Source organism: Rhodopseudomonas palustris, from assembly GCF_013415845.1.
GTDB lineage: Bacteria > Pseudomonadota > Alphaproteobacteria > Rhizobiales > Xanthobacteraceae > Rhodopseudomonas > Rhodopseudomonas palustris_F.
Map to the genome: position 1 here is coordinate 2,052,442 of NZ_CP058907.1, position 26,500 is coordinate 2,078,941.

Consider the following 26,500-nt stretch of genomic DNA (forward strand, 5'->3'; position numbering starts at 1 on the left):
CCTGCGGGATGGACAACGTCAGCAACGTGCGGACCGGCGGGTGCCACTGCGGCGCAGTGCGCTTCGAGGTGAAGCTGAGCGACGGCTTCGACTCGATCCGGCGCTGCACCTGTTCGTATTGCCGGATGCGCGGCGCGGTGGTCGCGATGGCCGAGATGGGCGGGATCAAGATCCTGCAGGGCGAAGAGGTGCTGACGACCTATCGCTTCCACACCCGCGCGGCGCAGCACTTCTTCTGCTCACGCTGCGGCATCTACACCCACCATCAGCGGCGATCCAATCAGAACCTCTACGCCGTGAACGTCGCCTGCCTCGACGGCGTCAGCCCGTTCGATTTCACCGAGGTGCCGGTGATGGACGGCATCAATCACACCAACGACACCGGCCAGCCGACGCGCCGCGCCGGCACGCTGCGCTTCATCGCGTCGGAGTGACGGCGCGCGCTTAGCTCAGCAGGTCTGGACGACGAAGCTCAGGCCGACGCCTTGGCGCGGGCGGCCTTGGTCTCGACGATCATCCGCTTGATGGCGTCGACGGTTTCGGGCGGCAGGTGTTTGGCCGCGCCGAGGGCGACGTACAGCGCGTTGAGCGTGTTGCGGCGAGCTTCGGGCGGGATCACCATCTTGGCGCGCGGGCCTTCGGCGAGGCCGTACAGCGCCTGCGCGGCGAGATCGAGATCGTAGCCCCATGCCCAGCACCACAGCCGCACCGCGGTCGACCAGCCGCGCTCGTAAGCGCGCAGCGACGTGCCGGCTTCGAACAGCGCCTTGACCGCGGCGTCGCGGGTCTCCTCGGGGGCGGCGGCGTCGACGCCGGAGTAGCGCTCGGCGACGTCGAGCACTTCGATCCGCTTGGCCTGCAGCGCCACCACCGGCTTGCCGATGAAATACACCGCGCCATAGGCGAGGATCGCCACGACCACGCTCGCTAGAAATTCCATCGTCTGATCCTGCCGGCCGGTTCGCTCAAGCCGGGTACGATGCAAATACCGTGCACGCCGTCAACGCCGCCGGCATTGAACTTCCGTCGCGTCCGGTCGGGGAGGGGTGTTCGGCATATTGACAGTAAGCTGTCAAAATGACAGTGTGCTGTCATGATACAAGCCAATGACGCCCCGTTCGACCATCCCGCCAACGCCCTCGTGCTGGAGGTTTTCCGGCTCAACGGCGCGCTGATCAGGTTCGGCGATGCGTTGGTGAAGCCGCTCGGGCTGACCAGCGCGCGCTGGCAGGTGCTCGGTTCGGTTGCCCACGGCCGCGGCACGTTTTCGGTGGCGCGGCTGGCCGACAACATGGGCCTGGCCCGGCAATCGGTGCAGCGGATCGTCGATGAGCTGGCCGAAGCGGGGCTGGTCGGCTTTGCGCCGAACCCGGCGCACAAGCGCGCCAAGCTGGTGCTGCTGACGCCGCGCGGCGAGCGCGTGTTCAAGCAGGCGAGCGAAGTGTGGGCGCCGGTTGCCGACGCGATGATCGCCGGCGCCGATCCGCGCCAGCTGCGCAAGACCCGCGATGCGCTGATCGCGCTGCGCGAACGGCTCGACGAGCAATTCAGTGACAGGACTTCGTAAAATGATCAGGAAGCTGCACCCGATCGCGGGCCTCATCGCGTTTCTCACCATCCTGGTGTTCTGGACCTCGACGGTCGTGGTCGAACTCGGCGGCGATGCAGCCGCGATTGCCGCCGTGAAGCTGCGCATCCTGTGGGGCCTCGCGGTGCTGATCCCGGCGATCGCCTTCGCCGGCGCCAGCGGTTTCAAGCTCGGCGGCAAGTCGCCGCATCCGATCGTCGCGGCCAAGCGCTGGCGAATGCCGTTCATCGCTATCAACGGCATCGCCGTGCTGGTGCCGTGCGCGATCCTGCTGCAGCAGCGCGCCGCCGCCGGTCAGTTCGACCAGATCTTCACGGTGGTGCAGGCGGTGGAACTGATCGCCGGCGCGATCAACCTGGCGCTGATTGGCCTCAGCACCCGCGACGGCTTCCGGTTGACGCGGCGGTTCGGCCTGTCGGCCGCGGCGCGCTGAGATCTTCGGCGACAGGACGACCGCGATGGCGCTGCATAGCTCATCCGATCAATACGGCAGTGTCGCCGTGACGATCCATTGGCTCACCGCCGTCCTGATCGTGATCGCGCTGTTGACCGGTTTCCGTGCCGCGGCGGCCGAGGACGTGGCAACCGAGGCGGCGCTGCTCCGGGTGCATCTGCCGGCCGCGGCGCTGGTCCTCGTGCTCACCGTCGTGCGGGTGGTGTGGTGGCTCGGCATCGACGACAAGCCGGAGCCGATCGACGGCGCGCCGCGCTCGCAGCAGTTAGTCGCTGGCGCGGTGCATCTGTTGTTCTACGTGGTGGTGTTCGGCATGATCGCGAGCGGCATCGGCATGATGCTGGCGAGCGGCGCGGCGCCGGCGATCTTCTCGCGCGACGTCCCAGCGCTGCCGGAGTTCTGGCACTACCGGCCGCGTATCCCGCACGGGTTGGGCGCACGGCTGCTGGTGCTGTTGCTGATCGCGCATCTCGCGGCGGCGCTGTATCACCATTTGCGCGGCGACCGCGTGTTCCGCCGGATGTGGTTCGGCCGCAATCCGTAATCTTAAGGACGCAGCTGGCCGCGCTCGCATTCGGCGGCTGACTTCACGTCCCATCAGCGTCCCGACCAGATCCTCGAAGCGTTCGCGCGATGCACGCGCGGGCGGGCGTCCGCGCGTGCTTCACACAGCGAAGTCGATCCCATGGCAGCTCTCGTTCTCTCCGTCGCCGGCGCTGCGGCCGGCGCGCTGTTCGGTCCTGTCGGCGCCATCGCCGGGCGGATCGCGGGCGCGCTGATCGGCAATGCGCTGGATCAGTCGCCGTTCGGCGGCAGCAGCGATAGCTCGCGCGCGGTCGAGGGACCGCGGCTCGCCGATCTCGACGTGATGGCCTCGACCGAAGGCGCGCCGATCCCGCGGGTGTATGGCCGCGCCCGGCTCGCCGGCCAGGTGATCTGGGCGACCGCGCTCGAGGAGGTGATCAGCGTCGAGCAGAGCACCACCGGCGGCGGAGGTGGCGGCAAGGGCTTCGGTGGCGGCGGGGGCGGGCAGACTACGACCACCACCACGACCTACAGTTACTTCGCTAATTTCGCGGTCGGGCTGTGCGAAGGGCCGATCGGCCGGGTGGCGCGGATCTGGGCCGACGGCAAGCCGCTCGATCTGTCGGGCCTCAACGTCCGTGTCCATCGCGGCACCGAGGATCAGGCACCGGATGGGCTGATCGTCGCCAAGGAAGGCGCCGGCAATGCGCCGGCGTATCGCGGGCTGGCTTACGTCGTGTTCGAACGGCTGCCGCTCGCCGATTTCGGCAACCGGATTCCGCAATTGTCGTTCGAGATCGTGCGGCCGATCGGCGAGCTCGAACAGATCACCCGCGCGGTGACGCTGATCCCCGGCACCACCGAATTCGGCTACGAGCCGGCGACGCGGGTGCAGGTGCTCGGCGCCGGCAGCGCGGCGCCGGAGAACCGCCACGTTGCCTATGCGCCGTCCGACGTGCTCGCCTCGCTCGACGATCTGCAGGGCGTCTGTCCCGGACTGCAGCGCGTCGCGCTGGTGGTGGCGTGGTTCGGCACCGATCTGCGCGCGCAGGCCTGCACGGTCGAGCCCGGCGTCGAACGCCGCGACAAGAGGCTCGATCAGGGCTCCTGGTCGGTGGCCGGCGCGACGCGCGCCAGCGCACGGCTGATCTCGCAGGTGAATGGACGCCCTGCGTACGGCGGCACGCCGTCCGACGACAGCGTGGTGCATCTGATCGGCGAGCTGAAAGCGCGCGGGCTGAAGGTCACGTTCTATCCGTTCGTGGTGATGGACGTGCCGGCCGGCAACGGCCTTGCCAATCCATGGACCGGCGCGGCGCCGCAGCCGCCTTATCCCTGGCGCGGCCGCATCACCTGCGATCCGGCGCCCGGCGTGCCGGGCTCACCGCAGGGGACGGCGACGGCCGCCGCCCAGGTGGCGCAGTTCTTCGCCGGCGGCGTCTGGAGCTATCGCCGCATGATCCTGCACTACGCGCAGCTCTGCGCGAATGCCGGCGGGGTCGATGCGTTCCTGATCGGCTCGGAGCTGCGGTCACTGACGCGCGTGCGCTCCGCGCCCGGCGTGTACCCGGCGGTGCAGCAGCTCGTCGCACTCGCCGCCGACGTCAAGGCGATCGTCGGTGGCGGCACGTTGGTCACTTATGGGGCCGATTGGACCGAATACGGCGCCGATGTCGTGACGCCGGACGCGTCCGAGATCCGGTTTCCGCTCGATTCCTTGTGGGCATCGTCCGCGATCGGCGCGATCGGAATCGATTACTACGCACCGCTCGCCGACTGGCGCGACGATGCCGGCCATCTGGATTCGGCGCTCGCCGCCACCAGTTACGACCGCGGCTATCTCGCCGGCAATGTCGAAGCCGGGGAGGGCTACGACTGGTACTACCCGGACGCGGCGGCGCGCACAGCGCAGGCACGCGTGCCGATCACCGACGGGCTCGGCAAGCCGTGGATCCACCGCGTCAAAGATATCCGCAGCTTTTGGTCGCTGCCGCATCACGAACGGGTCGGCGGCACTGAGTTCGCGTCTCCGACCGGCTGGGTGCCGATGAGCAAGCCGGTGTGGCTGACCGAGGTCGGCTGCCCGGCGGTCGACAAGGGCGCCAATCAGCCGAGCGTGTTTCCCGATCCGAAATCGAGTGAGAATTTTGCTCCGTATTTCTCCAGCGGCGAGCGCGACGACCTGATCCAGCGCCGCTATCTCGAATGCCTGATCAGGGCGTTCAGCGCCGAGGCCTGCAATCCGGTGTCGCCGCTGTATGGCGGACGGATGATCGATCTGTCGGCGATCCATCTGTGGACCTGGGACGCGCGGCCCTATCCGGTGTTTCCCGCCGCCGATGAGGTGTGGAGCGATGCGCCGAACTGGGCCAGCGGGCACTGGCTGACCGGCCGGCTCGGCGGCGCGCCGCTCGATGCGCTGATTGCCGCGCTGCTCGCCGATGCCGGCATCCTCGGAGTCGACAGCAGCGATCTGCGCGAAGGCTGCGACGGCTATGTGGTCGACCGGCCGATGTCGCCGCGGGCGATGATCGAGCCGCTGGCGCTGGCCTACAGTTTCGATGCGGTTGCGGCCGGCGGCACGCTGCGTTTCGTGCAGCGCGGCGGCGCGCCGGTGATCGACCTCAACGAAGACGATCTGGTGCTGCCCGACAAGGCCGCGCCGTGGCGGCTGACGCGGGCGCAGGAGACCGAGCTGCCGCGCGAAACCGCGATCGCCTACAGCGATGCGCTGGCCGATTATCGCCGCGCTGCCGCTGCCTCACGCCGGCTGGTCGGCGGCGCGGCGCGGATGGTGAAGGCCGATCTCGCGGTCGTCACCAACGATGCGGCAGCAACGCGGCGCGCCGAGATCGTGCTGCAGGATCTGTGGGCCGGCCGCGAGCGCGCCAGCTTCGCGCTGGGCTTGCGACATCTGCGGCTCGCGCCCGGCGACGTGGTGGCGCTGACTCTCGCGGGCCGGCGACGGCTGTTCGAGATCGACGAACTGGTCGACACGAATACGCGGCAGGTGACGGCGCGCAGCATCGATCCCGACGTGTTCGCGCTGCCGCAGCGGATGCCGCGGCCGGCCGTGGCGACGATCCCGGCCGCGCTCGGCCCGGCCGAGGTGATCGCGCTCGATCTGCCGGTGATCGACGCTGCTGAGCCTGACGTGCTGACGCGGCTCGCGGTGTTCGCCAATCCGTGGCCGGTGGCGGAGACGATCTACGTCTCGGCCGATGGCGCGAGCTATCAGCCGCTGGCGCGCGCGCCGGCGCGGACGATCATCGGCACCACGCTCGATCCGCTGCCGCGCGGGCCGCTGGCGCGGTGGGATCGCGTCACCGCGTTTCGCGTCCAGATCGCCAGCGGCGCGCTGGCGTCGCTGTCGGAGCTGCGGGTGCTGGCCGGCGGCAATGCCGCTGCGGTGCAGACGCCGGACGGCGGCTGGGAGATCCTGCAATTCGCCAGCGCCGAACTGATCGACGGCAACACTTATCGCTTGTCGCATCTACTGCGCGGGCAGGCCGGCAGCGATGCCGCGATGCGCGACCTGGTGCCGGCCGGCGCGCGGTTCGTGTTGCTCGATACCCATCTGGTGCCGATCGCGCGCGGGCTGTCGGCGCTCGGCCGCAGCCTGCGCCTGCGCGTCGTAGCAAGCGGGCGCAGCCATGATGATGCCAGCGCGGTGGACCTGACGGTGACGCCGGGGCTGGTCGCGCTGCGGCCGCTCGCGCCGGTGAATTTGTCGGCACGTCGCGCCGCCGATGGCATTCGCATCGGCTGGATCCGCCGGACCCGGATCGACGGTGATGGCTGGGGCGTCGAGGTGCCGCTCGGCGAGGAGCGCGAAGCCTACACGCTCGACATCCTCGGAAGCGGCGGCGCGGTGGTGCGGTCGATCCAAACCACTGCTCCGCAAGCGCTGTACGCCGCCGCCGATGAGCTTGCGGATTTCGGCACGCCGCAAGCCTCGCTCATCGTCCGCGTCGCGCAGCTATCCGCCACCGTCGGACCGGGCTTCGCCGCCACCGCCACCTTCGCGTTGTGAGGACACATCATGACCACGGCCAATCTCGGCCTACCTCTGATCGAGGCCAGCCAGGCGCAGAAGCACGTCACCCACAACGAGGCGCTGTTTAGCCTCGACGGCCTGGTGCAACTCGCGGTGTTGTCGTCGGCGTTGAGCGCGCCGCCGTCGGCGCCGGGCGAGGGGCAGCGCTGGATCGTCGCCGCCGGCGCCAGCGGCGCCTGGGCCGGCAAGAGCGGGCAGGTCGCCGCTTACTACGACGGCGACTGGCGGTTCTTTGCGCCCAATCCCGGCTGGCTCGCCTATGATCTGTCGATGCAGACGCTGCTCGCCTGGAACGGAACAGCTTGGGTCAACGCGCTGGCGGCGTTTCAGAACCTGCCGCTGCTCGGCCTCAACACCACGGCGGATTCCAGTCGTCGCCTGGCGGTGAAGTCCGACAATGTGCTGCTGTCGAATGACGACGTCACCCCCGGCAGCGGCCATATGCGCCTGACCATCAACAAGAGCGCCGCCGCGAAAGATGCCGGGCTGATCCTGCAGGACAATTGGAGCGCGCGGGCGCTGCTCGGCCTGCTCGGCAATGACGACTTCGTCGTCAAGCTGACGCCGGACGCGACGAATTACTACGCTGGCTTACGCGGATGGTCGGCGCTGCACGGCCGGCTCGATCTGAAGGACGCGCGGCGCCGCCAACCGCTGCAGTGGTCGCCGCGGCCGGTCAGCACGACGCTCGATGTCGCCGGCCTTGGTACGACGATCACCGGCACCGCGACCGCGGTGAGCCCGTCGGCCGGCAATCTGTTTCTGTCGTCGCCGCGGCTCGATCTCGTCTCCGCCGCCAGCGCCGGCGCATCGGCCGGCGTGAGCGGTTCGGCGCTGACGCTGTGGCGCGGCAATGCCGCGAGCCTCGGCGGGTTCTATCTGCTGATGCGGTTCGGCATCGAGTGGTTTCAGACCAACTGCCGGCTGTTCGCCGGGCTGTATGGCTCGGCGAGCCCGATCGGCAACGTCGCTCCGAGCACGCTGCTCAACCTGATCGGTGTCGGTTTCGATTCCGGCGACACGACCTTGTCGCTGCTCAGCAACGACGGCAGCGGTGCGGCGACCAAGATCAGCCTCGGCGCCGGCTTCCCGACCACCGGCGGGCAGGATCTATACGAGCTGTTACTATCCGCCGAGCCGAACGGCGGCGAAGTGCGCTACCGCGTCGAACGGCTGAATTCCGGTGACGTCGCGACCGGCGTCGTCACCAGCGATCTGCCGGTCGCCACGCAATTCCTCACCCCGCATCTGTGGATGAACAACGGTAGCACTGCGGCTTCGGTCAACGTCGCGCTGTTCCAGATGTACGCCGAGCCCGCGGCCCTGCTCGGCTCGCGCGGGGCGATTGGTTAGTTACGCGACATCTCAACTCCGCGTCATTGCGAGGAGCGAAGCGACGAAGCAATCCAGACGGTTCGTGCTCGAAACTGGATTGCTTCGCTTCGCTCGCAATGACGGTCGTTTCGGCTGCACGAGGACGACCATGAAAATCGACGAATCCTTGCTGCGGCGGTTGTGGCCGCGGGGCGATCGGCGCGTGGCGGGACTGATTGCCGGCACCGCGGCGGCGTCGGAGAGCGTGTTTGTACGCTTTGGCATCACCACGCCCACGCTTGCTGCGCATGTGATGGCGCAGCTCAGCCACGAATGCGGGGCCGGGCAGGAGGTCGTCGAGAATCTCGACTACACCGCGGCGCGGATGATGCAGGTATGGCCGTCGCGATTTCCGACGCTGGCGAGCGCTGCGCCTTATGCCCACGATCCGCGGGCACTCGCCAACAAGGTCTATAACGGCCGGATGGGCAACCGCGCCGGCTCCGACGACGGCTGGAGCTATCGCGGCCGCGGCGCGGCGCAGACCACCGGGCGCGAGGGCTACGCGAGGCTCGCCGCGCTCACCGGCCTCGACTTGGTCAATAATCCCGAGCTGCTGATCGATCCGCGCTACTTCCTGCTATGCGGCGTCGCTGACTTCGTCGCCTGCGGCTGTCTGCCGTTCGCGCGGGCCGACGATGTCGTCGGCGTCACACGCCGGCTCAATGGCGGCACCATCGGTCTCGCCGAACGCAAAGCGTGGCTGGCGAGCTGGAAGGCGGCGCTGGCCGCAGCGCCTGTGGCGAGCGCATCGCCGCCGCTCGCGCCCGACCTGCCTGCGGACGCGCCGCCGCGACCGCAACCGACGCCGCCGTCCTCGTCTCGGTGGAGCCAAATCGTCGCCGTGCTGCGCGCGGCCTTCCGGAGGAGCTGATCATGGATTGGGCCGATCTCGCCAAACAGGTGATTGCGCTCGGCGCGCCGATGCTGGGCACCGCACTCGGCGGACCGCTCGGCGGTGCGGCCGGCAAGATCCTGTCCGATGCGCTCGGCGCGTCGGTGCCGACGCCGGAGGTGGTGCAGGCGTCGCTGCCGGCAGCCGCGCCGGAGCGGATCGCGGAGGCCGAGGCGCGGTGGTGCGAGGCGGTTCGCGCCGAAGCGGAGGCCCAGCGCACCGCGATCGCCGAGACCCAGGCGACGATCCGGGCCGAGCTTGCCGCCAGCGACCCGGTGCAGCGCTGGTGGCGGCCGTTTTATGCTTTCGAGCTGACGGCCGAATGCGCCGCGCTGTGGGCGGTGTTGGTGCACGAATTCTGGACCGGCGACGTCGCCACCATCAACGCGCTGATCGGCGCCACCGCGCTTCTGGTCGCCTATTGGGGTTTCCGATTCGGCGTGCTAGGCGTTTATGTCAGCGGTCGGACCCGCGAAAAGGTCTGCGCTGCCACCGGGCAGGACAGCCCGGGCGTGATCGACAGGCTGGTCAAGGCGATCGTGAAGAAAAAGTAATCCGGCGCCGCGCCGTCGTTCACCGCGCATTCACCCCGCCGCCGCTCATCTTCACATCCGTCATGCTGTCAGCGCTTCGCCTGCCAGTGCATCAAACGACCGGAGTTGAAGGTGCGTCTGCTCGTCGTCGAAGATGACCCCGATCTCAACCGCCAGCTCACCACCGCGCTGACCGATGCCGGTTACGTGGTCGACCGCGCCTTCGATGGCGAGGAGGGGCATTTCCTCGGCGACACCGAGCCGTACGACGCCGTCGTGCTCGATATCGGCCTGCCGAAGATGGATGGCATCTCGGTGCTGGAAGCGTGGCGGCGCAACAGCCGCGCGATGCCGGTGCTGATCCTCACCGCGCGCGACCGCTGGAGCGACAAGGTGCAGGGCTTCGACGCCGGCGCCGACGATTACGTCGCCAAGCCGTTCCATCTCGAGGAAGTGCTGGCGCGGATCCGCGCGCTGCTGCGGCGGAGCGCCGGCCACGCGCAATCCGAACTGACCTGCGGCCCGGTGGTGCTCGACACCCGCACCGGCCGGGTCAGCGTCAGCGGCAATCCGGTGAAGCTGACCAGCCACGAATATCGGCTGCTCGCCTATCTGATGCACCACTCCGGCCGGGTGGTGTCGCGCACCGAGCTGGTCGAGCATCTGTACGATCAGGACTTCGACCGCGACAGCAACACCATCGAGGTGTTCGTCGGCCGCATCCGCAAGAAGCTCGGTGTCGACATCATCCAGACCGTGCGCGGGCTCGGCTATCTGCTGTCGCCGCCGGCCGCGGACGCGCATTAGCGCGCCGGCGACGCGGTGACCGCCAAACCATCCCGCCGCGGCAGCTCGCTCGCCACCCGGCTGTTCCTGTCGGCGACCGCGTGGGTGGTGGTGATCCTGGCGATCACCGGCATCGCGCTGTCGTCGGTGTATCGCGGCGCCTCGGAGCGGGCGTTCGACCGCCGGCTCAACCTCTATCTCCGCACCATCATCGCCGAGGTTGCGACCCCCGACTCCAACCAGGAGGCGTTCCAGTCGATCGGCGAGCCGCTGTTCGATCTGCCGTTGTCCGGCTGGTACTGGCAGGTGGTCCGCACCGACGGCGAGAAGCCGGAGACGCGCGCCTCGCGCTCCCTGTGGGACCGCAAGCTGCCGCGGCTGGAAGATCAGGGCATCGAGCTTGGCCCGTCCGGCGTGCGGCACGGCTATGTCGACGGACCGGAAGGCCAGACCCTGCGCATGGTCGAGCGGCCGGTCGATCTCGGCCTCGACGGCAAGTTCATCGTGACCGTCGCCGGCGACGCCACCGAGATTTTCGAAGAAACCCGCACCTTCGATTATTATCTCGCGGGCACCTTCCTGGCGCTGTCGATCGGCCTGGTGCTGACCACGATCTTCCAGGTCCGGTTCGGCCTCGCGCCGCTGAAGCGGATCTCGGAGTCGATCGCCGACGTTCGGTCCGGCCGGGCCGAGCGGCTGGAGGGCCAGTTCCCGGTCGAGATCGCGACGCTGGCGCGCGAGACCAACGCGCTGATCGAAGCCAACCGCGAAATCGTCGAGCGCGCCCGGACCCACGTCGGCAACCTGGCGCATGCGATCAAGACGCCGCTGTCGGTGCTGGTCAATGAGGCCAGCGCCCGCCCGGGCGATCCGCTGGCCGCGAAGGTGATGGAGCAGGCCGAGCTGATGCGCAGCCAGGTCACCCATCATCTGGAGCGCGCCCGGATCGCGGCGCGGCTCACCGTCATCGGCACCATCACCGAGGTCGAGCCGGTGATCGAGGCGCTGCGCCGGACCATGGAGAAGATCCACCGCGACCGTGCCATCCAGGTCCGCGCCGAGGTCGCGCCCGGCCTCAAGTTCCGCGGCGAGCGCCAGGACCTCGAGGAGATGGTCGGCAATCTGGTCGACAACGCCTGCAAATGGGCGGCCGGGCGGGTGTTCATCGCCGTCACCGGCGAGAAGGGCGACGAGCCGGGCGGTCCGCCCAAGCTGCGGATCGTGGTCGACGACGACGGTATTGGGCTGTCGGCCGAGCAGCGCGCGATCGTCGCCCGGCGCGGCAAGCGGCTCGACGAGAGCAAGCCCGGCTCCGGCCTCGGTCTGGCAATTGTCGTTGATCTTGCAGCGCTTTACGGCGGCGAGCTGAAGCTCGACAACGCCCCGATCGGCGGCCTGCGCGCCGAGCTATGGCTGCCTGCGGCATAACGAGCCGCGCAGTTGCCACAGGGGCGCCAGAATTTGCATCTTGTTTTCCTTAACGGTTATGGATGTAGGCTGTTGGCCTTCGGGGAGCCGTTGGGGATGACCATGACGTCTTGGGGGGTGAAGCCGCTGTTGCTGCTCACCGGCGCGCTGGCGCTGGCTGGGTGCGATCGTACGTCCGGGCTGGTGGCCCGGGTGGATTCCTTCACCAGCACCGCGACCTCGGATTTCGGCCGCAATGACGGCAGCGCCGCGGTCGATGCCGCCGCAATGGGCGGCCTGATCGGGCCGAAGATCGGCGCGCTGCTCAATGCCGAAGACCGCCGGCTGGCCTATGCGGCCGAGCTGGAAGCGCTCGATCGTGGCGAATCCGGAGCCCCGGTGGCGTGGAAGAACGCGTCCTCAGGCCGCTACGGCAACATCGTGCCCGGGCCGGTCTATATGAAGCAAGGCGCTACCTGCCGCGGCTACTCGCACGCGGTGACGATCGGCCAGCAGATCGAGATCTCCCGCGGCACCGCCTGCCGCGCTCAGGACGGCGCCCCCTGGACGGCGCAAGGCTGACCGGCATCTGCTCCCGGCGCGCTGGAAGCCGAAATTTTTCAGCGTGTTATCGTCATGAGCGGCAGTTGCAGCAGAGTGTGAATCCGGCGTTCGCGGCGGTCACCTCAACCCCTTCTTAACATCGCCGTGGCTATCTCTGGAGGGTAGCGCCGTGGCGTGACGGGCACCATGCGAGTGGTGCGCAATTCCACGCGTGCCGACAGCCTGCAAACCATTGGGCGCATGAGCCAGACACCCACCGAACGGCTGAGAGATTATCTCTCCCAGCTCCCGCCGCAGTCCCAAGCGCTGCTGATGCGGGAATTCGAGCGTGCGCTCGAACGAGGCGAGGATGTCGCGGTCGCCAGCTTCGTGCTGGAGGAGTTGCGCAAGATCGTTCGCGGCTCCGAGGACGACAACAAGCCTCGCTCCGAGGATCCGGCCCGGCTGATGTTCCGGGTGCTGGAACCGTTTCTGATCGATCCCAAGGAATCGCCGCGGCCTGGACAGCTCCGGCGCTCGTCGCTGACCTCGGTCTGGCAGTGGCTGGAGCGCGAGGGCATTCCGGATCAGATCCGCGAATTCGAAGCCGGGCTGATCGGCCTGCGCGGCGCGCCGGCGTCGCAAGTCGAGCAACTGGTCCGCAAGCTGCAGCAGGCCGCCGCCGCTGCGATCGACAAGCTGATCAATCCCGAGCCGGGCGTCGACCGCCAGCGCGCGATGTCGAGGGTCGGACCGCCGTCCGCAGTCGAGGATCTGGCGCCGATCGGCGCGGTGCTGAAGAACCGCGACGCCATCGACACCTTCAACGGCAAGCTCTCCAGCAACCTGCGGGTGTTCGGCGACAGCCAGGTCAATTCGATGATCGCGGCGCTCAACGTGCCGGCGCTGCAGACGCCGATCCTGCTGCCGTTCGCGCTGACGCTGATCCTCAATCACCTCAACCAGCCGTGGCAGATCGTCCGGATGGCGATCAAGGTCGCGGGCTCGGACGACGAGATCAAGGTCGCGGCCACGCCTTACGGCGTCGCCGTCACCATGGCGATCCAGGATCTGGCGCGGCTCACTGCCGATCTGCGCGAGGAAATCCGCCGCGGCCACTACGGCAACGTCGCCGAAAATCTGAAAGTGATTCACGACGGCATTCGCGGCCTGCGCACCGAACTCGACATCCGCAGCGACTCGTCGTGGGGCAAGCAGCTCGCCGCGATCCGCGTCGACATCTCCAACGCGGTGAAGTCGGAGATCGAGAGCGTGCCGGGCAGGGTGCGCCGGCTGCTGCGGCAGCGTCCCGACAAGGACATCGCCAGCGGCGCCAAGCTCGACCAGCTCGAGGTCGACGAGACCGCCGCGCTGATCGATTTCGTCGCGGTGTGCCGCACCTATGCCAGCGAGCTGGCGATCAACGAAGTGACGCAGCGGACCTATTCCGAGCTACAGCAATATGTCGAGAAGTCCACCGACGCGCTGGTGCAGTCGCTGCGCGGCTCCGACGCCCGGGTCAAGCCGTTCCGGCATCAGCAGGCGCAGGCCGCGGTCCGGTTCTGCGAATTGCTGTTCAGCCACGACTACGCCTCGCTGATGAGTCGCGCGGTCGAAAACGCCATGGTCGTGGTGGAACGCAAGCCGGCGGCGCGGGCGGGCTGAACTCCCCTTTGATTCAAATCAAGTTTCGTCCCCTGCGGCGCCTTATCCGGTGCCGCAAATGTCAATTGCGGCTATCGTCCGACCATGGTGTAACCCGCCCGGATTTTCGACCTGCCGGGCCGGTGCCGCGGCTCCTTAGTCTTCACCCGGAACCTCGCTCGAATGGCGCTTTGGTTTGTGTTCGCGATGATGACGGCCGTGGCGGTGTTCGCCGTGCTGTGGCCGCTCGGGCGTAGCGTCAAGGCGCAGCGCGATGGCAGCGAGGCGGCGGTCTACAAGGACCAACTCGCCGAGGTCGACCGCGATGCCGCGATCGGGCTGATCGGCCCCTCCGAAGCCTCCGCCGCCAAGGTCGAGATCGGCCGCCGGCTGCTCGCCAGCGCCGAGGCTGAACGCACCACCCCGACCACCACCCGCCGCGGCCTGCGCCGCTTGGTTGCGCTGACGGCGCTGGTCGGACTGCCGGTGCTTGCGGTCGCGATCTATCTGCCGCTTGGCTCGCCGACGCTGCCGGACGAGCCGCTGGTGGCGCGGGCCAAGGCGCCGGCCAGCTCGCAGCCGCTCGACAATCTGGTGGCCCAGGTCGAGGCGCATCTGGAGAAGAACCCGACCGACGGCCGCGGCTGGACCGTGCTGGCGCCGGTGCTGGCCAAGACCGGCCGGTTCGAGGATGCGGCGCGCGCCTATCGCAATGCGATTACTTACGCCGGCGAGACCGCGGACCGCCGCGCCGATCTCGGCGAGGTGCTGACTTCGGCGGCGGGCGGTGTCGTGACCGCCGACGCCAAGACCGAATTCGAGCGTGCGGTCGCGCTCAATCAGGATGAAGCCAAGGCGCGCTACTTCCTCGGCCTCGCTGCCGAACAGGATGGCCGCCCAAAGGACGCCGCGACGATCTGGCGCGCGATGCTGGAGAAGGCGCCGGCCGACGCGCCGTGGCGGCCGATGCTGCAGACCGAGCTCGCCCGCGTCGACGGCACCGCCAAGCAGCCGGCGTTGCCGGAAGGCGCGGCCGCTGCCGTGCAGAACATGAGCGAAGCCGATCGTGCCGCGATGATCCAGGGCATGGTCGCCAAGCTCGCCGCGCGACTGAAGCAGAACGGCGACGACGTCGACGGCTGGCTGCGGCTGGTGCGCGCCTATATGGTGCTCGGCGACACCGACAAGGCCAAGAGCGCGCAGACCGAAGCGCGCCAGGCGGTCGCCGACAAGCCCGACCGGCTGAAGCAGCTCAACGACGGCCTCAAGGGCCTCGGGCTCGACGGCTGACGATTGCAGCACGAACGATGTGTTTTCGACATCTTCGTCAGACAAACAGTTCGAGCGACGCCGCGAAGCGTCGCTTGTGAACATCCGGTAGAGGACGCCGAGGCGAACGAACCATGACGCGTAAACAGCGGCGGTTGTTGATGATCGGGGGCGCCGGGGTGGTGCTCATCGTGGCGGTGGGGCTGGTGCTCAACGCGCTGCGCGACTCGATCGTGTTCTTCTCGACGCCGAAGATGGTGGCCGAACAGCACATCGAGGCCGGCAAGCGGTTCCGGCTCGGCGGCGTGGTCGAGCCCGGCTCGCTGCAGCGCGGCGAGCAACTCAGGGTGTCGTTCAAGGTCACCGACGGCGCGGCCAGCCTGCCGGTCGCCTACAAGGGCATTCTGCCGGACCTGTTCCGCGAAGGGCAGGGCGTGATCGCCGAAGGCTCGCTCGACAAGGCCGGCGTGTTCGAAGCCGACACCGTGCTCGCCAAGCACGACGAGAAGTACATGCCGAAGGAAGTCGCCGACGCCTTGAAGAAGGACGGCCACTGGAAGGACGACTACGGCAAGAAGCCCCCCGGTGAGACGACCGCGGGCCAGACCTCGGCGAATGCGGCGGAGGGCGGCAAATGATCGCCGAGGCCGGGCACTACGCACTGGTTCTGGCGCTGGCTCTGGCGCTGATCCAGTCCACCGTTCCGCTGCTCGGCGCGCGGCTCAATGACGGCGCGCTGATGAACGTGGCGCGCTCGACCGCGCTGGTGCAGTTGCTGTTCGCTGGCCTGTCGTTCACCGCGCTGGTGTGGCTGCACGTCACCTCCGACTTCTCGGTGGTGAACGTGTACGAGAACTCCCACTCGATGAAGCCGCTGCTCTACAAGATCACCGGCGTGTGGGGGAACCACGAAGGCTCGATGCTGCTGTGGGTGGCGATCCTGGCGCTGTTCGGCGGCCTGGTCGCGGCGTTCGGCAACAACCTGCCGCTGTCGCTCCGCGCCCACGTGTTGGCTGTTCAGGGCTGGGTCGCAACTGCGTTCTATCTGTTCATCCTGATCACCTCGAACCCGTTCGCGCGGATTGCCAATGCGCCGGCCGAAGGCCGCGATCTCAACCCGGTGCTGCAGGATATCGGTCTCGCGGTGCATCCGCCGATGCTGTACCTCGGCTATGTCGGGTTCTCGATTTCGTTCTCGTTCGCCGCCGCGGCGCTGATGGAAGGCCGGCTCGACGCCGCCTGGGCGCGCTGGGTGCGGCCGTGGACACTGGTCGCCTGGATCTTCCTCACCCTCGGCATCGCGATGGGCTCGTATTGGGCCTACTACGAACTCGGCTGGGGCGGCTGGTGGTTCTGGGACCCGGTCGAGAACGCCTCGCTGATGCCGTGGCTCGCCGGCACCGCGCTCTTGCACTCGGCGCTGGTGATGGAGAAGCGCAACGCGCTGAAGGTCTGGACCATCCTGCTGTCGATCCTGACCTTCTCGCTGTCGCTGCTCGGCACCTTCCTGGTGCGCTCCGGCGTGCTCACCTCGGTGCACGCCTTCGCCACCGATCCGTCGCGCGGCGTGTTCATCCTGATCATCCTGTGCGTGTTCATCGGCGGCAGCCTGACGCTGTTCGCCTGGCGGGCTTCGTCGCTCAAGCAGGGCGGTCTGTTCGCGCCGATCTCGCGCGAAGGCTCGCTGGTGCTGAACAATCTGTTCCTCACCACCGCCTGCGCCACCGTGTTCGTCGGCACGCTGTATCCGCTGGCGCTGGAAGTGCTGACCGGCGACAAGATCTCGGTCGGCGCGCCGTTCTTCAATCTCACCTTCGGCCCGCTGATGGTGCCGCTGCTGGTCGCGGTGCCGTTTGGTCCGCTGCTGGCCTGGAAGCGCGGCGATCTGGTCGGCGCCGCGCAGCGGCTGATCGCCGCCGGCGTGGTGGCGCTGCTGGCGGTCTCCTTCGTGTACGCCTGGGTCCATGGCGGCGCGGTGCTGGCGCCGCTGGCGATCGGGCTTGCGGTGTTCGTCATCCTCGGCGCGCTGATCGACATCGCCGAGCGCATTGCGCTGTTCCGCGGTCCGCTGTCGATCTCGCTGCGCCGGGCCTCCGGCCTGCCGCGCTCGGCCTGGGGCACGATGTTCGCCCATGCGGCGCTCGGCGTGACGCTGATCGGCATCGTCTGCGAGACCACCTGGAACAGCGAGTACATCGCCGCGATGAAGCCGGGGGACAGCACCAAGCTCGCCGGCTACGAGTTCAAGTTCGAAGGCGCCAATCAGCGCCAGGGACCGAACTATCGCGAGTTGCTGACGCAGTTCACGGTGACCGAGAACGGCCGGCTGGTCGGCGGCATGGCGCCGTCGAAGCGTAGCTTCATCACCCGCGGCTCCTCCACCACCGAGGCGGCGCTGCTGACCCGCGGCTTCAGCCAGCTCTACATCTCGCTCGGCGATCTCAACGACCAGGGCGCGGTGACGGTGCGGATCTATCACAAGCCGATGGTGCTGCTGATCTGGTTCGGCCCGATCCTGATGGCGCTCGGCGGCCTGCTGTCGCTGTCCGATCGCCGCTTGCGGGTCGGTGCGCCGAAACCCGCCAAGGCGCCGCGCGTACTGCAGCCGGCCGAGTAGGGTGGAGAGACCGATGCGGAAGCTAGTCGCCGCTCTGTTCATCGTGTTCGCGACCGTCGTCGCGTCGCCGCTGGCGCATGCGGTGCAGCCCGACGAGGTGATGGCCGATCCGAAGCAGGAGTCGCGGGCGCGCGAGCTATCGCGCGAGCTGCGCTGCATGGTGTGCCAGAACCAGTCGATCGACGATTCCGACGCGACGCTCGCGAAGGACCTGCGGCTGCTGGTGCGCGAGCGGATCGCGGCCGGCGACAGCAACAAGCAGGTGATCGACTATCTCGTCTCGCGCTACGGCGAGTTCGTGCTCCTGAAGCCGCGGTTCGAGACGCACACGCTGCTGCTGTGGCTGCTGCCGCCGCTGGTGCTGGTCGCCGGCGGCCTCGGCCTGTGGCTGCACATCCGCCGACGCAGCCGCGACGCCGCCCGTGCCAGCGACGCCCCGAAGCCGCTCAGTGCCGACGAGCAGGCGCGGCTCGACAAGCTGCTGGCCGAGGGCGCGGATCAAGCGCCCTAATTTTGCAGCAGAGCTGATCGGATCTCTCCGAACGTGGCCGAGCAGGCGGGAGCGGTCCTGTGCTCCGCTCAATTCGCCGGGTGTAACATGGTCAGCGACAACGGCGCCGAGTTCGCGCGGAACGGCGCGATGGACGTCGGCGTTCGCGGCGCGCGGCGATGATGAACTCTTGCGCCCCCGCATGGCACACTGCAGCGACGCTCGTGGCGAAGGTTCTAGGGCGGTCCGGCCTTCAAGCCCGCCCCTCACTCAAGGACCCGGTCGCCGTGGCGGCCGGGTCTCCCTTGGGATGACGAGATCGGTGGGAGCTACTCCGCCGCGATCGGCTTCGGCATCGGGCCGAGCTTGACGCCGTCCGGATAATACTTCCAGCCGTCGCGGACCTTGATCTTGTCGTCCCAGGGAAGCTTGTAGTTGCCTTCGGCGAGGTCGCGCACCCAGGTCAGGTAGTTCGCCTTTTCGCCGCCGGGCTTGCCGACATAGGCACGGCAGCCGAGGTTGAAGATGTTGTTCTCCAGCGCCCAGTTCTCGCGCGCCTTGTCGACCAGGCGGGGGAACAGTTCGGCGGTGACGATCTCCCAGGGATTGCGGTGGCCCTGCTGGATGACGTTGCCGTCGTAATTGCACACCGTGCCTTCGCCGAAGTAATAGAACACGCCGTCGTAGCCGGCCAGGTTGACCGACATGGTGTACATCAGGTTCTGCCAGGCGTTGGTCCGGTTGGTCCAGATCCACTGATCATTGACCTGGGTCGAATAGCCGGAGATCCGGATGTAGACGTTGGCGCCCTTGTAGGCGGCCTCGCGCGCCAGTTCCGGGAACATGCCGTCGTGGCAGATGCAGACCGCGAGTTTCGAGCCCTTCGGGCCGTCGCACACCGGCATGCCGTAATTGCCCGGCGACCACGGCTCGATCGGCACCCACGGCTGCAGCTTGCGATAATGCAGCGCCAGTTCGCCGTCGGCGTTGATGATGATCGCGGTGTTGAACGGCGGCAGCGACGGATCGTCGTTACGCTCCATCAGCGAGAACACGCCCCAGACCTTGTTGCGCTTGCACGCCTGCTTGAACGCGCCGATCTCCGGCGAATCCACCGTCAGCAGCATCTCGTCGTAGGTCCAGATCGCGGTGTTGAGACCCTGGGTCGAATATTCGGGGAACACGATCAGATCGAGATCGGGGTAGCCGGCTTTGGTGGTGTCGACCGCGCGGCAGATCTGCTTGACCTGGATTTGGATATCCTCCGGCCCGCTGACCACCGGCACGGGATATTGGATCATCGCAACGAGCAGGGCTTCGTCCCACGCGCTTACGCTTCCGGTACTTGCCATAACTTGGCTCCATGTAACGTTAGAACGTCACGTCTATGGAACTGCAGCGGTCGGTGGCGAATACGCTGTTCTACGTAACGGGCTTCGTAATCTTGAGCAGGTGCATGCGCGGCGTCGGCTCAGGCCGCGTCCGTGACGCGTCGCCACCCCGGAAACGGGTCGGGCAGGTGACGGTAACTGTTCGGATCGAACGCCTCGGCGCTGGCCGGCTCGGCCAGGCAACGCTCCAGCATGGTGGTGATGCGGGCGCGGCTCATCGTCCCGAGCATGCCGATGAACACGATCTGCTGCCGCCGGGCAGCGGCGTCTGCAGGAATTCGTTGAAGCGCTCGGGGATCAGCGGCCGGCGCGCCTCCCAGACGAAGCTGGTGACGCCGTATTCGGCGTCCTCCGGCACGTGGTCGTCGAAGCCGTACAGCTCCTTGAACCACATCGGGTGCTGATGGGCGCGTTCGAAGTCGAACAGGCCGGTGTCGAAGATCTGGTCCGGCGACACCCGGCTGTAGTCGGTCTCGATCAGCCGGGCGTCGGGATTGAGCGCGTGGATGATGGCCCGCGCCGCCTCGTGCTGCGCGGGCGTGGCGTCCACGACCTTGTTCATGACAACGATGTCGGCGAACTCGATCTATTCGACCAGCAGATTGACCAGGGTGCGCCCGTCGCCTTCGCCCGCGGTCTCGCCGCGGTCGGCGAGAAAATCGGTCGACGAATAGTCCTTCAGCAGGTGGACGGTGTCGACCACCGTCACCATGGCGATGTGCGGGCCGGCGAGGTGTCAAGCACGGCGCGGGGCGGGGACGAGCATCTTGTTTCGGCGGCTGCCTTGAAGACCGCCGACGCAGATTCCTCGCCCTCTACTGACGGGCGGGGCTCTTGCGCACGATCAAGGCAATGAGCGCGGCAGCGACGATGACGGCGGCGAGATTGTAGATCATTGCGCCGGAGAAGGCGTCCGCGTAGCGCCCTGCCTGGGAGACGCCTTCGCCGGCATCCTTACCGAGAATCCCCACGAAGAATATGCCAACAACGGAAACGCCGAAGGCTCCGCCGACCTGTTGCATGGTGGAAATAAAGCCGGCCGCCATTCCGGCATGACTTTCCTCGACATAGCCGATGACCAGATTGAGCAGCGGCGTCATCGACAGGCCCTGTCCGAAGCCGAACAGCACCAGAGGCGGCAGCAGGGCGAATATTCCAGCTCCGTCGCCGAGACCTGCGGCGGTCACGATCAGCCAGCCGATGCCGGCTGCATAGACCAGCGTGCCACCGGCGATTGCGATGTTTCCGAAACGCGCCACCAGCTTCGGTGCGACCAGCGATGCCACCACGAAACCGACGCTCGCCGGCGCGAACAGCGTGCCGGCCGCGAACGGCGTCAGACCGAGGCCGGACTGCACCAGCAGGGCGAAGCATAGAAACAGCGATGTCGCTGTCGAATAGATCAGCAGCACCACCACAGACCCCACCGAGAAGCCGGTGTTGCGGAACAAGGTCAGATCAATGGCGGGATCGCCGCCGCGCCTTGCAACCAGATGCTCCCAGACGAGAAACGCCGTGAGCAGCACGACCGAGGCTGCCATGCTGGCCCATGTCCAGAGCGGCCAGCCGAGATTCGGGCCTTCGAGCAGAGGCAACAGCAGGAGCAGCAATCCCGCTGTCGCCAGTCCGATCCCGGGCCAATCGACGCCCATCGCGTCGGAAGAGCGCGATTCCGGGATGATCCGCGCCGATAGCAGCGCGATGATGCCTATCGGCAGGTTGATGAGGAAGATGATACGCCAGCCGAGGCCGAACAGGTCGCTTTCAACGATCAGGCCGCCGAAGACCTGTCCGACGATGGCCGCCAGCCCCAATGTCATGCCGAGAAGTCCGAATGCCCGGCGGCGGCCAGCATCGTCGTACATGACACGTAGCAGCGCATAGACCTGCGGAAACAGGATCGCGCCTGTCGCGCCTTGCAGAAGGCGGGCAACGATCAGGCTGGTGGCGTCGGGCGCGATGCCGCAGAGGAACGATGTGATCGCAAATCCGGCCATGCCGAGTGCGAACAGGCGACGTCTGCCATGGCGGTCGCCGAGCCGCCCGCCCGCGATCAGCAGCACGCCGAAGGCCAGTTCATATCCGGCGATGACGAAGCCGATTTCGGCAAAGCTCACACCAAGATCGGCCTGCATCGAGGGGATCGCGATGTTGACCACAAACAGGTCGAAGACGGTGATGAACCCGCCCAGCAACAGGATGGTCAGAGCCAGCGCCGAGGGGCGTGTTTTGGCGGCGGTCTGCGGGACATGCGATGTCGCAGGTGGGTGATCGACGGTCATGGCAACTCCAATGTGCTTGAAGTCGCTTCGCACGCGCATTAATCTATTACTATGGAGCAAATTATACTATTACTATGAGTGATACGCTGGATCATCGGCTGGATCGCACGCGCGCCGAACTGGCGGATTTCTTACGGCGGCGGCGGGAAAGCCTTTCACCGCTCGATGTCGGTCTACCGGTCGGGAAACGGCGGCGGACGCCGGGGCTTCGCCGTGAGGAAGTCGCCGCCCTCGCGGGCGTTGGCCTCACCTGGTACACGTGGCTGGAACAGGGCCGTGCCATCAAGGTTTCGACGGCCTTTCTCGACAATGTGTCCCGCGTCCTGAAGCTGGATGAAATCGAGCGGCGGCATCTGTTTCTGCTCGCCCATCAGCGGCCGCCTGCAATGGCGGGACAGGCTTGGTGCGAGCTGCCGCCGCTGGTGCGCCGATTGCTCGACGATCTCACTCTGCGCCCATCCTATGTGCTGAACCTGCGATGGGATGTGATCGGCTGGAATGATGCAGCCGAACGTCTGTTCGGGTTCGAGCAGCGCGATCCTGCCGAATGCAATATGCTCTGGATGCTGTTCGCGGACGATCGGCTGAACGGCAGGATCGTGGAATGGTCGGTTCAGGCTCCGCAAATTCTGGCGAGCTTTCGGCGGGATTTTGCGCGGTCCCCCGAGGATGAAAGCATGGTGGCGCTCGTCGAGTCGCTGGAGCAGGTCTCGCCTTCCTTCAGAAAGCTCTGGAACCAGCACGACGTGCATGGACGCTGCGAAGGCCGCCGAAGCTTCATGATCGACGGCCGGGGGCCGGTGGCGTTCGATCATGCATCCTTCATCGTCGATGAGGAAAAGCACCTCCGCCTTGTGTTCTATGCGGCAGCGGATCACGGAGATGTTGCAGCAGCTCTTCACGCTGGAAGAGGCCGGCCCCTATAAGCCCTCGATAGGGGGCTCAGGGCACTTAGCTCATACGAACAGCGACCAGGTGTAGATCCCCGGCCGACGCAAGGCAGCCGACGCAGAGCAGCCGGCGCGAGGCCGTGACCGGCCTCGCGTGGTTGGGTTCGGGAGTGAGCGCGGGCGATCGGGCTACCGGGCTTCAGAACGGCACGATTTCCATCGGCAGCGGCTTGCCGGCCTTATGCAGCGCGATCCAGCGGTGCAGCTCGGCGACGTGGCCGCTTTCTTCCTCGACGAATTCCTTCGCCAGCATCTTGATCTCGGGATTGTCGGTGGTGTCGAGGACGTTCTTGTACCAGTCGAACGCACCGGTCTCCGCTTCCAGCGCGATCTGCAGCGCGAGGTCGCGGCCGATGAACGGGTCGGTGCCCCAGATCGCGGCGGCTTCCGGGCTTTCCAGGCCCGGCCATTTGAAATCGCCGGGCTCCATCTGCGGGATGTCGCGGAAGCCGGCGCGGGCCTGCGCGTCGGCCTGATGCATCCGCGAGTAGTCCGCGAGCTGGCGGAACAGCTTCGATACTTCCTTGTTGCCGCAACTATCCATCGCGTCGGCGAGCTGACCGAACCGCAGCGCGGCTTCCTGCTCCAGCTTGATCGAATGCGCCAGAAACTCTTCGACTGTTTCCATCGTCGTCTCTCCTTGTTCGGCCGTCGCCGGGGTGGCGACGGCCGTCGCTGTCGTCAGGCGTTCTCCGCAGCCTTGGCGGCGTGCTTGAGCGACCATTCCTCCTGGGTGATCCAGGCCTCGAGAATGCGGACGTGCTCGGCTTCTTCGTTGACGAATTCCTTGGCCGCCGCGGCGACCTCGGACGACTTGGTGGTGGCTTCGACCGCACGATAAAACTCGTAGCCGCGGCGCTCGCCCTGCAGCGCCGCCTTCAGCGCGCCGAGACGGGTGAGCGTGGTGTCCGAGGCCCACACCGCGGCGCGCTCCGGCGTCGCGTGGTCGGGCCAGGCGTAGTCCGGCGGCACGCTCTTGCTGAGGTCGATGCTGCCGGCGCGCGACTTCACTTCGGCCAGATGCAGCCGCGAGAACTCGGCGAGCTGCGCGAACAGCTTCGCCACCGGCGCGTTGCCGGCGTCCGCCATCGCCTTGGCGAGGCTGTCGTAGTGCAGCGCGGCGTCTTCCTCGACCTTGGCAGCGTAGCTGAAGAATTCCTGCGGGGTGTTGATCTCCATGCCGCCCTTGTAGTGCGCGGCGGCCGGCGTCACCGCGAGGCGCTGCGGCTTGGTCTTGTCGCCCTCGAACTTGACCAGGATGTCTTCGTTGCGGACGAAGCACTGGCAGGCGAGGCGGTAGCGCGGCGGGATGTCGTTGACTTCGGCGTCGACGATCTCCTCCTTGGTGATCTTGCCAAGCTGGCGCAGCACTTCCTTTTCCTTTTCGGTCAGCGCCACCGCAGCTTTGGCCTTCGGATTGAAGTGCTCGACTTGCACCAGGCAGGAGCCGCATTCGCCATCCTGACAGTCGAACGGGATCGGAATGCTGTGCGATTTCGCAACCGCCAGAATGGTCCCGCGATCGCCCGCCACCGCATACACGGTCACGTCCTTGGCCATAACCGGGGACGAGAAGGTAATATTCGCCACGTCGTACTCTCCTGTCGTCAGGGGTTGATCGACGCCGTGCCGGCGCCCTCCGGCTGCCCCTTGGCAAGAACCAGGCCACGCACGATCACTAAGTAATTCAGTTAGTTGCAGCGGTGGGGCAGGGGGTTGTCGCGACTAAAGGCGGATCGGATTCCCGACACGAATGTACGAACGGCGACAATTCCGCGGCCCGGAGCAGGGCGGGAAGCGACCATCCGTCGCGGCCTCTGGGGGCCGAATACCACCAAAATTACAAAAGTTTAATTCCCTCGCCAGAGCCCCGTAAGGCGGCGGGCCCCATCTTCCGAAGCAACGGTGCTGATCAGTTCCGCACCTTCAGTTTCAACTGGTCTTCGGAGACTCCCGCAATGCACGATCGTCGCCCCGTCCTGTCCACGCAGTCTTCGCACCGGCCCCAGTCGAGGTCGTTGCTGTCGGCGCGCAAGTTCGCGCTGATGGCTTCGGTCGTCGCCGGTCTCGGCGCGGGGGCTTTCGGGCTCGGCAACGGTTCGTTCGATCTGATCGCCACTCCGGCGCATGCGCAGCAGGTCAGCGCCAACGTTCAGCCGGCGCAGCAGCCGGTCGGTTTCGCCGACATCGTCGACAAGGTGAAGCCGTCGGTGATCTCGGTGAAGGTCAACATCGCCGACAAGATGGCCAAGAACGAAGACCGCGAGGATTTCTCGTTCCCGCCCGGCTCGCCGATGGAGCGGTTCTTCCGCCGGTTCGGCGGCGAGATGCCTCCCGGCCTGCGCGGCCATCGCGGCGGCGGCATGATCACCGGCCAGGGCTCGGGCTTCTTCATCTCGGCCGACGGCTATGCGGTGACCAACAATCACGTGGTCGAAGGCGCCGACAAGGTCGAAGTCACCACCGACGACGGCAAGACCTACAAGGCCAAGGTGATCGGCAATGATCCGCGCACCGACTTGGCGCTGATCAAGGTCGAAGGCGGTTCGAGCTTCCCCTACGCCAAGCTGTCGGAAGGCAAGCCGCGGATCGGTGACTGGGTGCTGGCGGTCGGCAATCCGTTCGGCCTCGGCGGCACCGTGACGGCCGGCATCGTCTCGGCGATGGGCCGCGACATCGGCAACGGTCCGTACGACGATTTCATCCAGATCGACGCGCCGGTGAACAAGGGCAACTCCGGTGGCCCGGCGTTCAACACCGCGGGCGAAGTGGTCGGCGTCAACACCGCGATCTACTCGCCGTCGGGCGGCAGCATCGGCATCGCGTTCTCGATCCCGGCCAACACCGTCAAGGCGGTGGTCGAGCAGCTCAAGGATCGCGGCTCGGTGAGCCGTGGCTGGATCGGCGTGCAGGTGCAGCCGGTGACGCCGGAGATCGCCGACAGCCTCGGCCTGAAGAAGGCGGAAGGCGCGCTGGTCGCCGAGCCGCAGTCGAACGGTCCGGCCGCCAAGGCCGGCATCGAATCCGGCGACGTGATCGTCGCGGTCGATGGCACGTCGGTGAAGGACGCTCGCGAACTGGCCCGCACCATCGGTGCGTTCGCGCCGGGGCATGCGGTCAAGCTCACCGTGTTCCACAAGGGCAAGGAGCGTGAGCTGACGCTGACGCTCGGCGAGCTGCCGAACAAGATCGAAGCCAGCAACAACACCGACCGCGGTGATCGCGGTGGAGCCAACCAGGGCCTCGACCTGCCCAAGCTCGGCCTGACGCTGGCTCCGGCCAGCTCGGTCGCCGGTGCCGGCAAGGATGGCGTGGTGGTGACTGACGTCGATCCGAAGGGTGCCGCAGCCGACCGCGGCTTCAAGGAAGGCGATGTGATCCTCGAGGTCGCCGGCAAGAACGTGTCGAGCCCGGCGGACGTCCGCGACGTGCTCGCTACGGCGAAGACCGAAAACAAGAACAGCGTGCTGGTCCGGGTACGCAGCGGCGGCGCCTCGCGCTTCGTCGCCCTCCCGATCGCCAAGGGCTGATCGCCCGCGCTGAGAAATTGGAGAGTGTCGCCGGCAATCGTCGCCCCCAGCCGACGGCGCTATCCCGGGGACGGGTCGCAACCCCGCTCGTCCCCGCCTTTACACCTTCCGGAAGGAGTTCAGCCCCCCTCCGTCGGAAGGTCTAGGCGGGCGGTGGAGTCCCCC

The 26,500-nt window shown here is 67.2% G+C and carries 26 protein-coding genes; 18 read left to right on the top strand and 8 right to left on the bottom strand.

Annotated elements, in window-relative coordinates:
- Positions 1–8: 8 nt before the first annotated feature.
- Positions 9–434, top strand: coding sequence for a GFA family protein (locus HZF03_RS09450; RefSeq protein WP_119018628.1), 426 nt, complete (start codon positions 9–11; stop codon positions 432–434).
- 38 nt (positions 435–472) lie between these two features.
- Here the strand turns inward: HZF03_RS09450 and HZF03_RS09455 are convergent, their stop codons facing one another.
- Positions 473–940: a hypothetical protein gene (locus HZF03_RS09455; RefSeq protein WP_011157413.1), complete on the bottom strand. Its 468-nt coding sequence runs from the start codon at positions 938–940 to the stop codon at positions 473–475.
- A gap of 153 nt (positions 941–1,093) precedes the next feature.
- Here HZF03_RS09455 and HZF03_RS09460 point away from each other — a divergent pair, with 153 nt between their 5' ends.
- The 15 genes from HZF03_RS09460 to HZF03_RS09530 all read left to right on the top strand — a co-directional run bounded on the left by HZF03_RS09460 (position 1,094) and on the right by HZF03_RS09530 (position 18,203).
- The gene (locus HZF03_RS09460) at positions 1,094–1,567 is read left to right on the top strand and encodes a MarR family winged helix-turn-helix transcriptional regulator (protein ID WP_119018627.1); all 474 of its coding nucleotides are present in this window, start codon (positions 1,094–1,096) and stop codon (positions 1,565–1,567) included.
- A gap of 1 nt (position 1,568) precedes the next feature.
- On the top strand, positions 1,569–2,021 hold the full coding sequence (locus HZF03_RS09465) for a hypothetical protein (RefSeq protein WP_119018626.1): 453 nt from the start codon (positions 1,569–1,571) through the stop codon (positions 2,019–2,021).
- A gap of 25 nt (positions 2,022–2,046) precedes the next feature.
- A complete protein-coding gene (locus tag HZF03_RS09470; RefSeq protein ID WP_119018625.1) occupies positions 2,047–2,586 on the top strand; it encodes a cytochrome b in 540 nt (179 codons plus the stop codon).
- A 141-nt stretch (positions 2,587–2,727) separates the two neighbouring features.
- Positions 2,728–6,600, top strand: a complete 3,873-nt coding sequence (locus tag HZF03_RS09475; RefSeq protein WP_119018624.1) for a baseplate multidomain protein megatron — start codon at positions 2,728–2,730, stop codon at positions 6,598–6,600.
- A 9-nt stretch (positions 6,601–6,609) separates the two neighbouring features.
- A complete protein-coding gene (locus HZF03_RS09480) occupies positions 6,610–7,977 on the top strand; it encodes a DUF2793 domain-containing protein (protein ID WP_119018623.1) in 1,368 nt (455 codons plus the stop codon).
- A gap of 130 nt (positions 7,978–8,107) precedes the next feature.
- Positions 8,108–8,872, top strand: coding sequence for a glycoside hydrolase family 19 protein (locus HZF03_RS09485; protein WP_119018622.1), 765 nt, complete (start codon positions 8,108–8,110; stop codon positions 8,870–8,872).
- Between the two features lie 2 nt (positions 8,873–8,874).
- Positions 8,875–9,447: a 3TM-type holin gene (locus HZF03_RS09490; protein ID WP_119018621.1), complete on the top strand. Its 573-nt coding sequence runs from the start codon at positions 8,875–8,877 to the stop codon at positions 9,445–9,447.
- A 111-nt stretch (positions 9,448–9,558) separates the two neighbouring features.
- The gene (locus tag HZF03_RS09495) at positions 9,559–10,233 is read left to right on the top strand and encodes a response regulator transcription factor (protein ID WP_011157420.1); all 675 of its coding nucleotides are present in this window, start codon (positions 9,559–9,561) and stop codon (positions 10,231–10,233) included.
- Between the two features lie 15 nt (positions 10,234–10,248).
- Positions 10,249–11,640, top strand: a complete 1,392-nt coding sequence (locus HZF03_RS09500; RefSeq protein ID WP_119018620.1) for a sensor histidine kinase — start codon at positions 10,249–10,251, stop codon at positions 11,638–11,640.
- Positions 11,641–11,736: 96 nt separating this feature from the next.
- Positions 11,737–12,201, top strand: coding sequence for an RT0821/Lpp0805 family surface protein (locus HZF03_RS09505; RefSeq protein ID WP_119018619.1), 465 nt, complete (start codon positions 11,737–11,739; stop codon positions 12,199–12,201).
- 222 nt (positions 12,202–12,423) lie between these two features.
- Positions 12,424–13,827 carry a hypothetical protein gene (locus tag HZF03_RS09510; RefSeq protein WP_012495455.1) on the top strand — a complete coding sequence of 468 codons (1,404 nt, stop codon included), beginning with the start codon at positions 12,424–12,426 and terminating at the stop codon, positions 13,825–13,827.
- A gap of 162 nt (positions 13,828–13,989) precedes the next feature.
- Entirely contained in the window at positions 13,990–15,096 is a 1,107-nt protein-coding gene (gene ccmI / locus HZF03_RS09515) for a c-type cytochrome biogenesis protein CcmI (RefSeq protein WP_119018618.1), read from the top strand.
- A gap of 113 nt (positions 15,097–15,209) precedes the next feature.
- Positions 15,210–15,713, top strand: a complete 504-nt coding sequence (gene ccmE, locus HZF03_RS09520; protein ID WP_119018617.1) for a cytochrome c maturation protein CcmE — start codon at positions 15,210–15,212, stop codon at positions 15,711–15,713.
- Positions 15,710–17,692, top strand: coding sequence for a heme lyase CcmF/NrfE family subunit (locus tag HZF03_RS09525; protein ID WP_119018616.1), 1,983 nt, complete (start codon positions 15,710–15,712; stop codon positions 17,690–17,692). Before ccmE ends, HZF03_RS09525 begins: the two co-directional genes overlap by 4 nt.
- 13 nt (positions 17,693–17,705) lie before the next feature.
- Positions 17,706–18,203, top strand: coding sequence for a cytochrome c-type biogenesis protein (locus HZF03_RS09530; RefSeq protein WP_119018615.1), 498 nt, complete (start codon positions 17,706–17,708; stop codon positions 18,201–18,203).
- A gap of 308 nt (positions 18,204–18,511) precedes the next feature.
- Here HZF03_RS09530 and HZF03_RS09535 read toward each other — a convergent pair whose 3' ends face one another.
- The 5 genes from HZF03_RS09535 to HZF03_RS09545 form a co-directional block, all read right to left on the bottom strand.
- The gene (locus tag HZF03_RS09535; RefSeq protein ID WP_119018614.1) at positions 18,512–19,534 is read right to left on the bottom strand and encodes a formamidase; all 1,023 of its coding nucleotides are present in this window, start codon (positions 19,532–19,534) and stop codon (positions 18,512–18,514) included.
- Positions 19,535–19,653: 119 nt separating this feature from the next.
- Positions 19,654–19,815, bottom strand: a complete 162-nt coding sequence (locus HZF03_RS24610; RefSeq protein ID WP_420853853.1) for a hypothetical protein — start codon at positions 19,813–19,815, stop codon at positions 19,654–19,656.
- Positions 19,788–20,135 (bottom strand): CobW family GTP-binding protein, encoded by a 348-nt coding sequence (locus HZF03_RS24615; RefSeq protein ID WP_420853854.1) that lies wholly within the window; start codon positions 20,133–20,135, stop codon positions 19,788–19,790. Before HZF03_RS24615 ends, HZF03_RS24610 begins: the two co-directional genes overlap by 28 nt.
- A 24-nt stretch (positions 20,136–20,159) precedes the next feature.
- The gene (locus HZF03_RS24620) at positions 20,160–20,285 is read right to left on the bottom strand and encodes a hypothetical protein (protein ID WP_420853855.1); all 126 of its coding nucleotides are present in this window, start codon (positions 20,283–20,285) and stop codon (positions 20,160–20,162) included.
- Positions 20,286–20,388: 103 nt separating this feature from the next.
- Positions 20,389–21,855, bottom strand: a complete 1,467-nt coding sequence (locus HZF03_RS09545) for an MFS transporter (RefSeq protein WP_119018613.1) — start codon at positions 21,853–21,855, stop codon at positions 20,389–20,391.
- A 74-nt stretch (positions 21,856–21,929) separates the two neighbouring features.
- Between HZF03_RS09545 and HZF03_RS09550 the strand changes: the two genes are divergently transcribed.
- Positions 21,930–22,781: a helix-turn-helix transcriptional regulator gene (locus tag HZF03_RS09550; protein ID WP_119018612.1), complete on the top strand. Its 852-nt coding sequence runs from the start codon at positions 21,930–21,932 to the stop codon at positions 22,779–22,781.
- Between the two features lie 163 nt (positions 22,782–22,944).
- Here the strand turns inward: HZF03_RS09550 and HZF03_RS09555 are convergent, their stop codons facing one another.
- Together HZF03_RS09555 and HZF03_RS09560 are read right to left on the bottom strand one after the other, a co-directional pair.
- Entirely contained in the window at positions 22,945–23,433 is a 489-nt protein-coding gene (locus HZF03_RS09555; protein ID WP_012495461.1) for a ferritin-like domain-containing protein, read from the bottom strand.
- A 53-nt stretch (positions 23,434–23,486) separates the two neighbouring features.
- On the bottom strand, positions 23,487–24,395 hold the full coding sequence (locus HZF03_RS09560; RefSeq protein ID WP_011157483.1) for a 2Fe-2S iron-sulfur cluster-binding protein: 909 nt from the start codon (positions 24,393–24,395) through the stop codon (positions 23,487–23,489).
- Positions 24,396–24,763: 368 nt separating this feature from the next.
- Here HZF03_RS09560 and HZF03_RS09565 point away from each other — a divergent pair, with 368 nt between their 5' ends.
- Positions 24,764–26,335 (top strand): Do family serine endopeptidase, encoded by a 1,572-nt coding sequence (locus HZF03_RS09565; RefSeq protein ID WP_119018611.1) that lies wholly within the window; start codon positions 24,764–24,766, stop codon positions 26,333–26,335.
- Positions 26,336–26,500 lie beyond the last annotated feature (165 nt).